This is a genomic window from Ignavibacteriales bacterium, assembly GCA_026390795.1.
Classification (GTDB): Bacteria; Bacteroidota; Ignavibacteria; order Ignavibacteriales; family Melioribacteraceae; genus Fen-1258.
Genome location: JAPLFG010000004.1, coordinates 30,889 through 46,515, shown reverse-complemented (window position 1 = coordinate 46,515; position 15,627 = coordinate 30,889). Strand labels below are relative to the sequence as shown.

General features: G+C 30.7%; 11 protein-coding genes. All 11 read left to right on the top strand.

Annotated features, from left to right (window positions below):
- Nucleotides 1-5: 5 nt before the first annotated feature.
- Genes NTX65_14910 through NTX65_14860 form a run of 11 tightly spaced genes read left to right on the top strand, consistent with a single transcriptional unit; the run spans nucleotide 6 to nucleotide 15,613 of the window.
- A complete protein-coding gene (locus NTX65_14910) occupies nucleotides 6-1,493 on the top strand; it encodes a hypothetical protein (GenBank protein MCX6170629.1) in 1,488 nt (495 codons plus the stop codon).
- A gap of 17 nt (nucleotides 1,494-1,510) precedes the next feature.
- Nucleotides 1,511-1,846: a hypothetical protein gene (locus tag NTX65_14905; GenBank protein ID MCX6170628.1), complete on the top strand. Its 336-nt coding sequence runs from the start codon at nucleotides 1,511-1,513 to the stop codon at nucleotides 1,844-1,846.
- A gap of 8 nt (nucleotides 1,847-1,854) precedes the next feature.
- Entirely contained in the window at nucleotides 1,855-4,788 is a 2,934-nt protein-coding gene (locus NTX65_14900; protein MCX6170627.1) for a hypothetical protein, read from the top strand.
- A 19-nt stretch (nucleotides 4,789-4,807) separates the two neighbouring features.
- Complete coding sequence (locus NTX65_14895) at nucleotides 4,808-5,026, top strand: hypothetical protein (GenBank protein ID MCX6170626.1); 219 nt, start codon at nucleotides 4,808-4,810, stop codon at nucleotides 5,024-5,026.
- A 4-nt stretch (nucleotides 5,027-5,030) separates the two neighbouring features.
- Nucleotides 5,031-8,594, top strand: a complete 3,564-nt coding sequence (locus NTX65_14890) for an Hsp70 family protein (protein MCX6170625.1) — start codon at nucleotides 5,031-5,033, stop codon at nucleotides 8,592-8,594.
- The gene (locus tag NTX65_14885) at nucleotides 8,591-9,448 is read left to right on the top strand and encodes a hypothetical protein (GenBank protein ID MCX6170624.1); all 858 of its coding nucleotides are present in this window, start codon (nucleotides 8,591-8,593) and stop codon (nucleotides 9,446-9,448) included. Before NTX65_14890 ends, NTX65_14885 begins: the two co-directional genes overlap by 4 nt.
- A gap of 10 nt (nucleotides 9,449-9,458) precedes the next feature.
- Nucleotides 9,459-10,412, top strand: coding sequence for a hypothetical protein (locus NTX65_14880; GenBank protein ID MCX6170623.1), 954 nt, complete (start codon nucleotides 9,459-9,461; stop codon nucleotides 10,410-10,412).
- Nucleotides 10,409-11,140 carry a hypothetical protein gene (locus tag NTX65_14875; protein ID MCX6170622.1) on the top strand — a complete coding sequence of 244 codons (732 nt, stop codon included), beginning with the start codon at nucleotides 10,409-10,411 and terminating at the stop codon, nucleotides 11,138-11,140. The genes NTX65_14880 and NTX65_14875 overlap by 4 nt, the downstream gene beginning before the upstream one ends.
- 9 nt (nucleotides 11,141-11,149) lie before the next feature.
- Entirely contained in the window at nucleotides 11,150-12,712 is a 1,563-nt protein-coding gene (locus tag NTX65_14870) for a hypothetical protein (GenBank protein MCX6170621.1), read from the top strand.
- Entirely contained in the window at nucleotides 12,690-13,571 is an 882-nt protein-coding gene (locus NTX65_14865; protein ID MCX6170620.1) for a trypsin-like peptidase domain-containing protein, read from the top strand. Before NTX65_14870 ends, NTX65_14865 begins: the two co-directional genes overlap by 23 nt.
- Nucleotides 13,568-15,613 carry a hypothetical protein gene (locus tag NTX65_14860; protein ID MCX6170619.1) on the top strand — a complete coding sequence of 682 codons (2,046 nt, stop codon included), beginning with the start codon at nucleotides 13,568-13,570 and terminating at the stop codon, nucleotides 15,611-15,613. Before NTX65_14865 ends, NTX65_14860 begins: the two co-directional genes overlap by 4 nt.
- Nucleotides 15,614-15,627 lie beyond the last annotated feature (14 nt).

Sequence of the window (15,627 nt, the reverse complement as noted above, 5' to 3'; positions counted from 1 at the left end):
ATACTATGTCGAAAAAAATCGCAATTTTATTTTTCACTTTTCTTTTGTTTCTAAATCTTCAGAATGGTTTCTGTCAATCAACTCCTTCTAGGAATATTATTATAACCTATGATATTTCAAAAAGTATGTTGAAGAATGGAAGAGTTACAGATCAATTGATTACTGAATGGAACACTTTATTAGCAGATATACTTTTTAACAGTTCCTACTCTCCTTCAAATTACAAAAAATTTTTATTTCCTGACTTTCAAAATGCACCTGTTTTACCTGTTCCTTTAGTTTCAAAAGGTGATAAGGCAAGTCTTTTTCTAATTGGAGATAATTTAAAAACTGTTTTTGAAGATATTGAGATTGGAAATAATCCAATTACATTGACAGGAAAATTGCCCTCAAGGAAATCCGATTTTAATCAGAATAATACCAATGTTGAAGAGGCATATCGAAAATTTTTAGAAAGTATTAGTGTCTCATACGATCCAATTTGGATTTATTTATCAGACGATATTCATGATCAAGTCGGTGGTGGTCATACCTTGTCTCACGAAATTAGGGATCTAATGAGTAAGTATCACATAGCTTATGCAGAAGATATTGAATTATTCAATGACAAAATCACCAAATCAACAATTAGACTTCAAATCGCTAAGATTAAATCAACTATTGGAGACATTCTTGAGTTAATATCAGAAAAAAAGGATACAATAATTTTTTCCAATTCTAAAGAGAACAGCAACGTTTATGTAAACACTAACAATTCCCGAATTTCAACAAAAAAGGGACTGGCAGATGGCTTAGTGAAAGATTTAACACTTTGGTTGAGAGTGTATAATAATAAAAACGAGATTGTAACTCAGCAAGTAATGAGAAATGTGATCCTACCTTGGTTTTTCAATAAAATAATTTTAAAGGATTTGGATACTACAACAGTAGCGGCTTTGTGCAAAGGTGGATTTATAGATATTAAAGCCCAATACATTTACAATGGATTCCCAAATCTTCAAGATGTTACAAAAACTATTTATCCTAAAATTAAGTTGCAATTATTAAAAGAATCAATACAAGTTGTTACACCCAAAACGTCTTCTAAATCATGGATAATAATCATTTTACTAATGCTAGCGGTAGCTATTCTATTTCTTCTATTTAAGATTGCACAGAATAGAAATATTCAGGCCACATTTATAAACTTAACAAATAGCAGAAATCAAATTTTTAAAATAAAATATGGTGAAGAAATAAAATTTGGGAAATCTCGTCTCGAAGCATCAAAGAACAAATATTTCGATGTCCAAGCACCTCTTTTCTCAGTAAAGATTCTTAATCCCAAGGGTTTCGAGTTAATAGAAGAAAAAGCCCAGACAAAAAATATTGAGATGGGTAAAGACTTTGAAATTTATGACAAAGATAAAAACCCGATTAGAATGAAAATTTTACTGGGCACTAAGAGTGGGCCCTCCAAATCAAAAACACTTTTTAGTTCAAACCGGAAATAATCTATTAGGAGTTTAACATGGCAGAAATAATGGATTCAATATTTCAAGATCTTCTTTATTGGTTCTTGACACTTGCTGTATCTTATATTGTTTTCTGGTATTTAGTTGCGCTTATTTATGCAAAATCTAATACTAGTTCAACGAGGTTGGAAGAAACAGTTCTGACAGGGTTTTTCTTAGCATCACTAGTTCATCTAATGTTTATCGTTTTTTTACTAGTGTTCCTCTTCTTGTATTACGATTATACTTTGCTTTTGATACAAATGATATCTTTGGTAGTATTGTTTTTGTTTGATATAGTAATGGCTTTCATCTTTTTTTCTAAAAAAAATAATTTACCAGCAATAGCATAGGAGTTGTTATGATAAACATTACACCCACATTAATAATTGGAGTTGGATCTTCAGGTCTTGAAATTATGAATAGTGCTCGTGAATTAATGTATGAGGAATTTCTATCTGCAGGAATGCCTTCAGTTAGATTCATCAATATTAGCTCTCACAAAAATGGGGAGACATTTAGATTACCTAATAATCAGTTTTCAAATATTTATGAAAAAGTAAAAGTTATTGAGATTAGTATCCCAGATACATTATATAAGCAAGTCCCAATGATGCTAGATCCTTCTAGAAAAGATTTTTTCCGGCCTGGTCTTGCTGAATGGTTTCTGCCTGAATTAGCTAAATTGGGTAATACTGATCTTCAGAGTGGAATGCAGAACAAAAGAATGCTTGGCAGATTAGCGCTGTGGCTTAATTGGGACAATGTTACCAAAAGTATTCAGGAAGAGATTAATGTATTACACAACAATGAAAATAAAGACTCGACACAGGCAAAAATAAAGGAATATTTAAAGCAAAAAGGTATAAATCAAGAGTCAGCCAATTATGTAAATAATAACATTAATGTCTATTTAGTTGGAACTTTACATGGTGGAACATGTTCAGGGACTATGTTAGACTTAGCCTATTTTATTAGAACTCAAAACCCCTTGGTTAAAGTCTTTGGTATTTTTACATTTATGGATGATACTGAGACATCGAAACCAAATAATTCTAGACTTTCAGCAAATGCATATGCTGGTATGGTTGAGAATGATTTTTACAGGCAAACAGGAACAGTGTTTAATTATTTCTTCCCAAACTCAATGAATTCGCTTAATGAAATAAACCCTCCTTTTGAACATGTTCATTATATATCAACTAAGAATAAAAAAGGAACGTCTGCAGCCATTGTACGCACTGATGGTAGTGTTGATTTTGAAAGTTTGCATAAAATGATTGGTATTTCGATGTTCTTCGATACAGTTGGTGGCCAATATATGAATACAGGTGGCTTGAGATGTAATTGGACCTTTTTAAAAAAACAAGTAGAAACAAGACCAAGATATTTGAAATCTTTTTCATCGTTTGGTGCTGTTGCATTATGGTTCCCGAAAAGTAGAATTTCTGGTGCAGCTGCCGCAAAATTTATTTCAAATAAACTTTGCACTAATTGGCTTGGGAATCAAAGTACAACCAATAATCAACAAGTTCAAAACATGGCTAATCAAATAGTAAGTCAGTTGACACAAGAAATTACATCTGAAATTGTGGGTTTCATTAACGAATCTGGTGTTCAGACAACGATTGGTTCTGATTGGAGAGCATATGTCAATCAAAAAATTACTGATTTAGAGATTAATAACCCAAACGTAGCGTTTCTTAAAAGCGAGTTAATTCAAACACCAACCGAAGATCCTTATGTCTCCCGTTTTAAGATTCAAGGTTATTACTACAAACAATTATCCTTAAATATTAACCGAGGTACTAACATATTTAAGCTAAAGCTAAAAGATACTTTTGAAAGGCAAATAAAAATCATATTGTCTTCAATCAATATTGATGGAGGTCCTAATAATATCTCATTAGCTGATTTAGTTAATTTACAAAATTTAGTTAAAAATCAATTGACTGAATTATCTCGGAAAGCTCCCAATCTGTCGACTAAAGATATTGATTTTTCATTATTGGACCCAAATTTTGATGCTGTCGAAGTTGAGCAGAATAGAATTACTACTACAATGGTATTTTTACGTGATGAAGTTCTTAAGCAACATTACAAAAGAATTTCAGATGGAATAAATTTCATATTTAACGAAGCTGAAGAAAATCTGATTAAAAATTTCATTAGTCAAATAATTAAAAATAACTTGGATTCACTTGATTCCATACTTAATAAAATCATAAATGAAAATCACAAGCGAGTTATTAAAATAAAAGATTTAGCAAATCAAAGATTCAATGATCTGAGTCAAGTGCATGAATACACTTCGTTAAAAATCATTTCACAGAGTGGTCTTTTAGAAAATGATATTGAAAAATATTCTTCCGAAATTGATGTAACACAATTCTCTACTGAATTACCTGATTTAATAAAAAATATTTTAGACCCTCAACAAACGGAAGAATATTGCTTCGATAATTTAGCGGGATCTCTCCAAACTAATATTCTCAGAAATTCATCAATTAACAATTTTGATGTAGCTAGTAGAGTAGATAGAACTACTTTAATAAATTTTGCCAGGAATGCAGAACCAATGTTTGAACCTGATCTTAACTATCAACAGGTTCCATATCCCGTCGGTCAAAATCCAACGATCATAGGTGGCGGTAGCCAAAATTCAAGAGAACAAGCAAAAACTGAAATTAATGAATACTTACCAGAAAATAAGATATCAATTGAATTACCAATAGATCTTAATCATCTACTTTATATTTACAAAGAAGAAGCTGGTATTGCTATAAGCGAGTTTAAAGCCTTTAATAGTATGAAAGCTCAATATCAAATTGGGCATGAGTACGGAAATCATATCGATAAAAACCCCGAAAGATTTAATATTGAGAGATTTCTTGTAACAAACGAAATGAAAACTGATTCTTGGTTCAAGGTCTCAAAGGATCTTTTTGAGGATATTATTTATACAAGCAAGAATAAAGATCCAAGGACAAACCAAATTTACTATGTCTTTTCTTATGTAGATGAGTTCGATGAAAATACAGAGGAAAATTTCATCGAATCTAACGAACAGGATTTCATCCAAAAACTTGTTAATAACAAATATGTTTTTGATCATTTTAGAGAAAAATTTGATGGTTGTTTTGCAAATATGGATAAGAAAGGATTTAAGGAAAGAATGAATAATCATTTAAATGAATTTTTAGAAAGTGGTAATTTCTCTAAGATTTCCCCAGAATATGAAAAAGAAAAACTATTCTACACTACGCTAATGAATAAAAAGTACTCAGCGGATTAATTAATAAAACGGAACTTATATGGTATGCATTTTATGTAAAAGCGGATGGGAAATTTTAGATGACGAAAAATATTGCGGCTGGTGTGGTTCACCAACAAAAGGATTTTCAATTCATTTTGATGATGAAGAGCAAATTAATTATGCCGATTCTGAAAATGAAATTGAACTTATCTACACAATTATTAATACAGGAATTCTTCCAATAACGGTTGACAGGCCACAAATAAGTATAGAGTGAAAATATGCATTCTCTAAAAGTATCCGATATATTATTTGTAAAGTATGAAATCACCAAAGTTCTTTTCCAAAATATAGAGGGTGATTTTTATGAGGTTAAGGATATTGAAAAAAATAAAATTTATGACCTACAGTATTCACTAATTGAGAAAGATTCTCCGTTTTTGTTGAATTTCGACAAATATGGCAATTATTTGAAAAACTCAGCTAACACTATGAGAGATAGTGATTTAATTCTTCCTATTTTTTCTGAACAGCGACCTAATACTTCACGTAAACCGTATGAAATAAATCAAATTCATATTTATAATAAAGGATCGTTTGAAAGGCCGCTTTTCAATAAAATCGGGTGGGATGAAGACAAATATTGCTCAAATACAATCATGTCTGATCCAGATATTCAAAAAATATTTGAGGATATATTTGGAGATCTTACTTCTTTAAATAAAAATGGATTCCATCATTCCTTCATTTGTCCCGAATCCATTTTCTTTTACGAATCCAGATATAGATTAGCATTTCCAGGATTCAGTAATCTTATCGAGAATATAAGTTTAACTTATAAAACAGTAACAAAAGGATTTCGAGAATTAAATATTTTCCCATTGGCTCCAGAATTGATAAAAAACAAAATGAATTTATCAGAAAAAGCCGATGTTTGGTCGCTGGGTATCCTATTATCTATTCTTAAGACAGGAAAATTACCCTTTAATTTTAGTACTCAAGCTGGTTATTTGAGCGCCATCAAAGCAGGAGAACTGACTCTTAAAATTGAAGAATCCATGGGTAATTCGTATAAAACTCTTTTATCCGGAGCATTGAAACTTGATCCTTATCAAAGATTTAGTCTAAATGATTTTTCTGAGAAGCTAAAAACAATTTTTAATCCAGTCGTTCAATCCAACAATATTGAAATAACTGGTGTTTCTCTCAATAATGAAAATGAAATAAAACGCTGGTTTGAAAATGTTTTTCAATCTGAACATGTAGAATTGCAAAACCATGGTGACATCGTTAGAGGGCGATTAAAAATATCTCCATTTTTATTACCATCCCAAACCCAAAATAAGGTTTTAACGATTTCTGTTAATTCACCATCAATTCAAGGGACCAAAAGTAAAGAAAGAAAAGAGATTACAATTTATCCATCTCCCCAAATAAGAATTGTGAATACTTCATATTTAATGAAGAAATATGATTCAGCATTTCAAGGTAGCTCTTATCATTATGAAGGTCGAATTGATTTTAGGATAATACAAAGTGTTGTTAGGATCTCAAAAATCAATATTGATATTGAGGGCATTCCTAATCCAATCGATGAAATTGAATTCAATGGCCTAAATACACTTCTTACACCTAACCCTGGCGGAGAGCCTTATTACATTTATTTTAAAGTTGTTGATGCAGATATTAAAATAAATGAAGTATCACGATTAATTCTTAATTTTTCATTGCATAATCATTCTAGTATTGAACATACTCATCCAATTATTCCCACATTTCCTGCAAAACTTGATATTCTTTTTGATATTATGTCGCAGCTCAGACTCCATTGCGGGGAATTAAAAACATTTACTCTCGAATTGAGAAATTCGGGTGGAAACCCTTGTCGTATAACAAATATTTACTTAAGATATAGTCGTGATTTAATTCGATTATTTTTTAAACCGACCTCTAGATGGATTTCTAATAATCAACAAATTGAGTTCCAAATAACTGTTGATGGAACTTCTGTTCGCGAGAATGATGCCTCTCAAGGTGAATTCGTAATTGAATATGATGAACAGATCCAATCTAAGATATTATCAAATAAATGTAATCATAAATTCAATTTAGTTTTTAAGAAGTTGGATGCTGAATCTGTAATCGCTATAGATTTCGGCACTTCAAATACTTGCGCAGCATATATCGACGCTGATGGAGAATATAACCTTGTGAACTGGTCATACAATATAGGAGCCGAAGAGGATTATAAAAGTCTTCCAAGTTTTCTTTATTATTCCGATAAAAAAGGTGTTGATGAAATATATTATGGGCAGGAGGCAAAAACATCTTTTCTACAGGGAAGACCTAACACATTCCATTCAGTTAAGAGATTCATTGGTGAGCATAAGTCCGAACCCGTTTTCATTCATGGACATCCAAGATTCGTTACATACGAGGAAATGACATTTGATTATTTGTCAAAACTATTCAATGATATATCAATCTATAACGAAAGACGATTCACAAAGTATATTTTTACCCATCCTACAAATATTACTAGGGCTCAAGAGCTAGCGTATAAAGATATAATTAATCGGCTGCATATTAACGATATTACTGCAAAAATTAAGTTCATTGATGAGGCGACCGCCGGAGCTCTTCATTTTATCAACCAAAGAGCTGAATCTGATAGTTATTATCTCGTGTATGATTTTGGTGGAGGGACCACTGATATTGTATTAGCTTTTTTTGAATGTTACAATATTAAAACGCCAGGAGGATTTACAAAACATAAAAAACTTACACCTTTGTTTGCGACGGGTTATAATTATGGAGGCGATACAATAAATGAATTGATCATTGAGGAGATTGTAAATATTATTTATGAAAAAGAAGCAAAACTTATCCCAGCTATTCCTATGCGAGAGAGGGGTAGTCTTCCTGGAAATTGGTCTGATGAGTTGAGATCAAGAGTCTCTGGTAATTATGCTAAACTTTGGGATAAAGCCGAATCATTCAAAAAATCAATTGATTTAATTAAAGATTCAGATACCTTGACGATTTCGTTAATATACTGTTTGACTAATAGTTCTACTAGAGATCAATACACAACCTATTTGGTAGAACCTAACCCAAGTTCGGTCGAATTAGATTATACATCGTTATGTGATTTAAGAAAAATCGTATTTAAAAAGGTTGGTGAAAGACTTGATAAGATTATCAAAGAAGTTCTTTCTTATTCAAACAAAACAATCGAAAATTCGAAACCTATAAACATATTACTTTTAGGTCGCTCTTCTAATCTAAAATTAGTACAGCATCTTTTTGAGTATTACGTTAATAATACTTCATTCCCTCAAGATCAGTATGATGGCTTTTATCCTTCAGATAGCCCTCTTTTTTTCAATTCAAATAGTACTGTTGAAAAACCGGACGAATTGAAACAAGTAGTTGCTCTTGGTGCTATACAAATGGAAAATCAGGATATTGAAACGTGTAATGACCGTTTTTATAATACTATTATTGCTTGGGGAATAGAAATAATTTTGCCAGGTAGAGTAAAAATTGATGATAAAAATCCAAGCAAAATTGTTAGCATTCTTCAAAATGGTACCCATAACGAATACGCGTGTTATGTATCTACAAAAAATTCTTTAAAATTCTATCATGATAAATCTTACGAGTTCAGAGAACAAAGTCCACGTCTAAGAAGTTCGCTTGGCTATATTAATATTAAAATCGACAAAAAATATATCGACTTAGAAGGCTATCTATGTGTATATGTAAATTCCCAGAATCAAGTTCGATCTGTAATTATTGATGAAGATTGGAGGATTTTACAATATGAGGACATTCAAAGATGATAAACCTGTTTGTGGACACTACTTCAGACAAAATTCGTTTTGCAATCATTAATCTTGAATCAGAGATTCTTGAAAAAATAGATCTTCATGAATTCTGTTTTAGTAATGGGAAATTTTATTTTGGTAGTCCAGATGGTAAATCCAAAATATTTGCTTCTTTTCATCTTAAACTAATGAAAAATATTGATGAAGAATTAAAAATCGTTTTTCTAGAGCTATTAGTTGATAAGATTGGAGAAATTAAAAATTCTTATAAATGTGATAAAATTTTTATTATTCTTAAAGAAGATTTTCCAGAAAATTATTTGTCTAAATTTAGAAAACACGCAGGAATCGTTGGATTGCATGGATTGTTTTTTCTACGTGAGCCTATTATCGAAAAATTTGATTGTTTCTATGATTATTCGGAATCCAATGAAAATAAAAATACAGATACTCAAGATTTCCGGGTACTTAAATTCAATTCAAGTATAAAGAATTTTGTTAAAGGTTCAAACATTCCAATTGTGATTAATTATCCCGTTGAAATTGGTTTAAAGGTTAGAGGACAATTTCTTCCTTTGATCAATACTTCATCAACTCTTCCCCAAACTAAATATTTTAGTTTTTCAATTGAACAAAATTTCCAATTTCGTGACGAAAGAGATATTATACTTCTGTGTAGAACCCAGCAAAAAAAAATGTACCAGATACATCGGATCAAAATCCCACGCGAATTAGGGAATCAATTTCATAGATTTACCCTAAAATTAGAATTTCTTCATTCATATAACGGGACTGCAACTTTATATGAAAAAACAAACATTTTATGTGCATCTGAAATGCAAATACCATTTCTAATTTATTCGTTATAAGGACGGACTTATGATTTTTAGGAAAATATTCTTTGTAGCGGCAATTATACTAAGTTGTTCAGTCAACAGTTTTGCACAAAATTATAAATTTTACTCTTTTGAAATAATTCAAACTGGTAAAGAAATATTTTTATCAAGCCTGATCGATGGTGAATATTCAAAAATGGTGCTTAAAAATGTTGATAATAAATTCGTTGTTGTTAATTCTGAAGAAATGGCTAAAACTGAGATATTTCTGAGGGATTCATTGAAAATATTTGGCAAATTAGTTTCAAAAGAAGGAGGTATTGTAAATAATATCGACGAATTTATTAACTATTTATTGAATGGTCGACAATTACAAGCATTGCAGTTGGAAAACCACCTAAACATATATAAAAGTGGACCTTCAGCAATCGTAATTCAAAAAAACATTTTATATACTTCTACAAAAGTTATGCAGTCTCAAGAAAATCAATATATTCTTTATGTATTAATTATTTCTACTTTATCATTAGTTATTCTGTCCTTTCCTTTATTCCAAAAATTAATATTCCTTATTAGAAAAATCTTACATTCAAAAAGATCCCATAATCTTGGAGACTCTAATAAGGATTCCACACCAACTTCTTCAAATGATGAGGACAAAACAATTACCTCAATAAAAAGTGCTTTGGAAGATGTATTAGGCGATGAGAAAGGCGCACTAAATTATTGGTTCCATACGCTAAGCAATAAGATCATAAACATTGAAACTGAAATTGGGTTTTTGAAAATATTGCACAATGAAACTCAGAAAGAAGAGTTCAATTTAGATCGCAATGCACTTTCTGAAATCGAGAAGTTGTTAGAAGTAAGAAATTCAAAAGTTGATGATTTTGAAAATTCTATTAAGGACTTGCAAATAATTTTGCATAATATTGCTGAGAAATTAGAATACCGTAATAATATTAAGGAAAATAAAATACCTAAACTTGACCTATGAGTATTGACCCTATAGTTCGTGATGAATTTCTTAGTACTCTTGATGAATTAAGGAATTTCTCAGAGAATAAACTGTGGAAAAATTCCGAGAAATTTCAAATTGAGATACTCCGAGAAATTTTAAGAGATGATATTCTAAGACAATCTTCCACTAGCGAGACTAATTATGAATTAATTCTCAATGTTCTTGGAGAAATTCTTGAACGTAAAAAAAATGAAAATCCAATAGGTCTACTTAATAGTCTGATTAAAAATATTATTCATGAGTACTCATTGGATTCTCAAATATTTTCTGATTACACAAAATTCTCGCTGGAATATTCAACTTTTGCTTTTTCAAATACTGATAAACCATATAGTCTTCAAATTCTCAAAGCAATGGACAAAGAGATTAGCTCAATTAGATTACCTGAGTGGACTAGTTTTCAATTATTATTTGAAAAAATTGAGTCTGTCTTAGTTAAAAAACCTATGGATAAAATAAAGCTTGGAAAAATGAATGAATTACTCTTGGTATTTGGGTATAAATATGATGAGCAATTGAATATTCTCAATTATAAACCAGGTCAAATAATCTTTAATCAATCGTTGCATGAAAAATTTTCAGATCAAAACTCTACTTATCCTCATAGATCAGTATTAGAAGTGATTAGAATGGGTATTGTTGAAAAATCAAATAATGGTGTCATTGTTAGAAAACCAGTAGTAATTATCTCGTTCAATATTTAAGAGGGTTTTGTGTCGGTTGAGATAAATACAATTCAATTATTCAAAGAAAATACATCTACGGGCGACATCTATTTGAAGGTAAAACTAAATAATGTTGATAATAACAAAGATTACTTTTTGGAAATAATTGATAATGTAACAAATATAAATGAACGGTGTCAGTTTATTAATGGTGAATTCAATATTAATATGAAAAAATACAAAGATTTCTATTTCAAGGTCAAGCAAACTTATTATAATAAAAGACTATTTATAATAGTAACAGAAAAAAACAAAAATACAATGATTAAAACAATTGTAACAATAAAATCCGTTGTAGATCGCCTTGAATTTTTGCAATTGATGCCTGCTAATGTCCAACCTGACGAATATGAAAAGAGGGAATATTTTAATGAATCATCTATTGATTGTGCAATACTGCATAAAGATAAATCAGATCTTTCATTTACACTTGCATTATATTTTAAAAACTTCTTGAAAGAAGAAGTTGTTATAAAATATGAACGATTGCCGAACGTGAATATCTCAACAGGTCAAAGAGGTAAAGAAATAAAGAATATATATATTATAAATAAACTTCCCGTAGATTTATATATTATCACGACAGCATATGAATATCTTTTCAGAGTCGATTACGATGGCATTGATAAAAATAATCTATATCAAATGGTAAACATTATCTTTAATAAAAAGATGCCCATCAATAAAAGTAATAAAAATACTGAAACGGGTCCAGTAACAATTAAAATGGTCCCTTCACAAAAACTTAATAGTGATACTGACGATTCAATGAAGATAGAAAATAGTAGAGAAATCGAAACCCATGTCTTCGAAAAAAATATTTTAAGAGAGGCTAAAGAAAAGTTAGAAAAAGAACTTAAAAAAATGAACGAAGAAAAAACAGAGTTGAGTTATAGGTTTAAAAATTCTGAAAATGAAATACTCCGACTAAAGAATGATATTAATATTCTTATAAATGAAAAAGATAAAAATAATTATCTAAACAATTATAAAGTTGAATTAGAGGAGATTATTTTACAATATCAAAACGCTGGTGGTCGAAAGGGCTATGAAGATAAAATCAAAAATATTGATAGACTAAATAATTTTTATATAAAAATGTCTGACCGACTCAACAAGCTAGCATTATTAAATATTAATGAGAATAGCGAAGACCTAATTATAAAAATTGGATTAGAATTACATACTTGGTTTCACAGATATTCTTCCACTGAAAAGGGTCAAAAGAGTATAATCTCACAATTGTCAGAGAATCCAGTATTTAAAGTGATAATTGAAAAATTAATACAATTGTTCGTTCAATTAGAAACAAAATTGCTGTTTTTGTTAAAAGAGGATGTTAGTACAGTTGGAAGTGACTTTACAGAATTATACAGAACCGTTTTTAGCGACCCTAAAAATTTTACTCTGTTAAGTATTTTCTTTAATGAATTATTTAAAGTAGCTAAAGATTTCAAACAGGAGGAGAGTCATCTTTTTTTAAGTACTTACTCATATTTATTTATAACCCTAAAGAAAAAGTTAGAGAATGACAAAACCACCACTATTTGACCCGCATAAAAATACGCGATCGGGCAGCAATTCACTGGAGAAGGAGAGGCCATTCCATAAAATTCCTTATGCAACGAAGAAAAAAAGAGAAATCAGATTTCTAGTCGTCTTGTCCGGGTTTTTTTTATTTATTTTATTTATTTTGCTTATAGGGGTAGGAAAATCTAGAAAGATACGTAATTCTGAACAAAGCCATCAATATCCTAGTAGAGAACAACAAAAACAAAATCCACCTATAGAATCTCGTCCAGCTAGGAATCTTCCAGAAGGAGAATTGGCCTCATGGGCTAAAAGTGTCGTTTACATTGAGGTTGGAAATATGGACCGAACTACCAACACTTTTCATTCTACTAAATCTGGAACGGGCTTCGTTGCCGGGAATTATTCTACAATTTTTACAAATAATCACGTCATTTCGAATGGAGATGATATTCTTCTTACGTTTTATGATGGTTCAATAAGATTTGCACAAGTAAAAAAGTCCAATCCTGAATTGGATATAGCTACTTTAAGTTGCGAAATCCCAGATGGAGTTCCTTCTCTCAAAATAAATCTGTCAGACAATGTTAAAATTGGCAGATCAATTCTTGTGATGGGTTTCCCACTTGGATCCCAGTTAGGAAGCGAGATGACTTTAACAGATGGATTAATCAGCTCTATTAGAAAAGATAATAGCGGAAATCTTGTTTGGTACCAGGTAAGTGCTGCAGTAAATAAAGGTAATTCCGGAGGACCGTTACTAGATAGAAATTCTGGTGAAGTACTTGGTGTCGTGACTGCCAAAATAATGGAAGCGGAGAATATAGGTTTTGCCAGACCCATTACTATTGTGAGTAAAAATTTTATGAATGACTTATGAAAGTATTTTCATTTGACGAAATTACGCGTGTTCATAATCTATTATATGAAAACCCGTTCGGAGATATTCCAGAATTATCAATTGATTCTGAAATCACTAGTGATAATAACGGGGCATTGGAAATCGAATCTGATATTTTACATCTCGGAGCATTGTCTCCGGAATCGCATACTATAAAAATAAAGTTCAATAATTTTTCAGATAGTATTAGGAAAGTCTCTGCCATAAGAATACTTGATTCAAATTATCCACTTCTTGAATCAATTAATAAAGATATCGTAGGGGAATTTAAAAGTTTTCAAATTGCTCCTTATAGCGATGGTGTATTTTATTTGCACTTAAACTTAGAGAACACCCCGGCTGGTTTTTATATCTTAATACTACATTTCACAGTTCAAGACTGTCAACCGCTCAAGACCCAGCTTTATTTTAGTGTTGATCTAGATGGAATGGTTTTAAAACATTCCGAAATAAAAAAGTACTCTGTGAAAGTAGTAAAAACAAGTACTTCAAAGTTGCTCGATGAATCGCAACCGAGTGGAAATTTACTTTCATTTAAAATTAGTCCAAATACAAGAAAATTGTATTGCAAGTCTGAGTATATCGATAGTAACTATATCGAATTGAAATTAAATAAAAAGCGCGATAAAAAATTTTTATATGCTGAAGGTGAAAGTCTTTTCTCTACTGAAATTCAGCTTGACGCAGGTGAGGATATTTTTTATTTCGAGGATAATTTCGGAAGGTTTATCAATAGTTATGGTTCTTCAATGCAGTTTTTTACATATGATTTTACGCTATCTCAAAAAATAACAGACCTAACCCCTGATTGTATTTATAGAATTAGCAATGTTAAAAAAGGTAAAACTTTTGTGCTTTCTAGCCCTGATTGGTGTATAATTGAGCAAGATGATACAAGCAAAGAATCAGTTGATATAATTATAAACGTACTTAGAGAAAAAATTCTTTTTGGAACTACTAATGGAATCTTACTCCTTAAAATCAAAGGTAAAGAAGTTTCAGTTAGATTGAAGGTGGAATATTTGCCTGAAGCGCTGGAATTAATAAGTGAAAATATATGTATTGATGTGACTGAAGAATTATCAAAACCTCTTCCTTTTCTAAAAATTGATTTACCTGTCAGATTAGCTGGGAATGGAAAAACAAAAATAACTGTAACAAATAGTGAAATAAAACATTCTGGTTTTATAATAGATAAAAATGGTCCTTCTATTCGCTCTAGTGAATATCCACTTGAAATAAAAACCTCTCTATTCACTAGTCTTTTAGAAGAACCCAAGTGCTTTCAACTAATTTCATCAACATCCCGTGGAATTCACACAATTGTGGGCGTTTCACTTAATCACAATATGAGTAGAATAAATCGCTCATTACCAGATGTCGTTGGTCCTGTTATTCTTCATTATGGTAGTCGGTATCAGAAGGAAATATTGTTTACTGGTAATAATGATGAGGGGATTTCCAGTATTAAAGTGAAACTCAAAGAGCTTTTAATAAATGGAACTGAAATTAAATCTGAATTGATCCAAGAGGATTTAGGAATTAAGTCTATATATGACCAAATCATTCAATACACTGAATTAGAGCCAGGTAAAATTGTATTCACATTTGAGGGTAGAAATATTAAACTGGCAGGTGATTTCAAGGTCCACTTGCAATTCAAAATTGTTACAAAGTACTCAACATATTACGAATCATTGATAGTTTTTGGACGCTTCGTCATAGGCGAGGCAGAATTCATTTACAATAGATCAAAAAAATCAGATATGAATAATTATACTAGCAGTGAGATTAAGTGTACAAACAAAAAGAAGGATCCCATAGTTATATACAATCTCATATCGAGTGATCCGTTTGTCATAGTAGACTTTATGAATACGGGGTCAAGATTTCCATGTTATATCAAAGAAGATGAGGCTGTAAGTTGGGTTGTTTTCGAAAATAAAAGTCTATCAAATTCTAAAGAGAAATACATTTCAATCTATTATAATAATTCTACTCCTTGTAAAATTAATATCTAAACGGGCTGAGACAA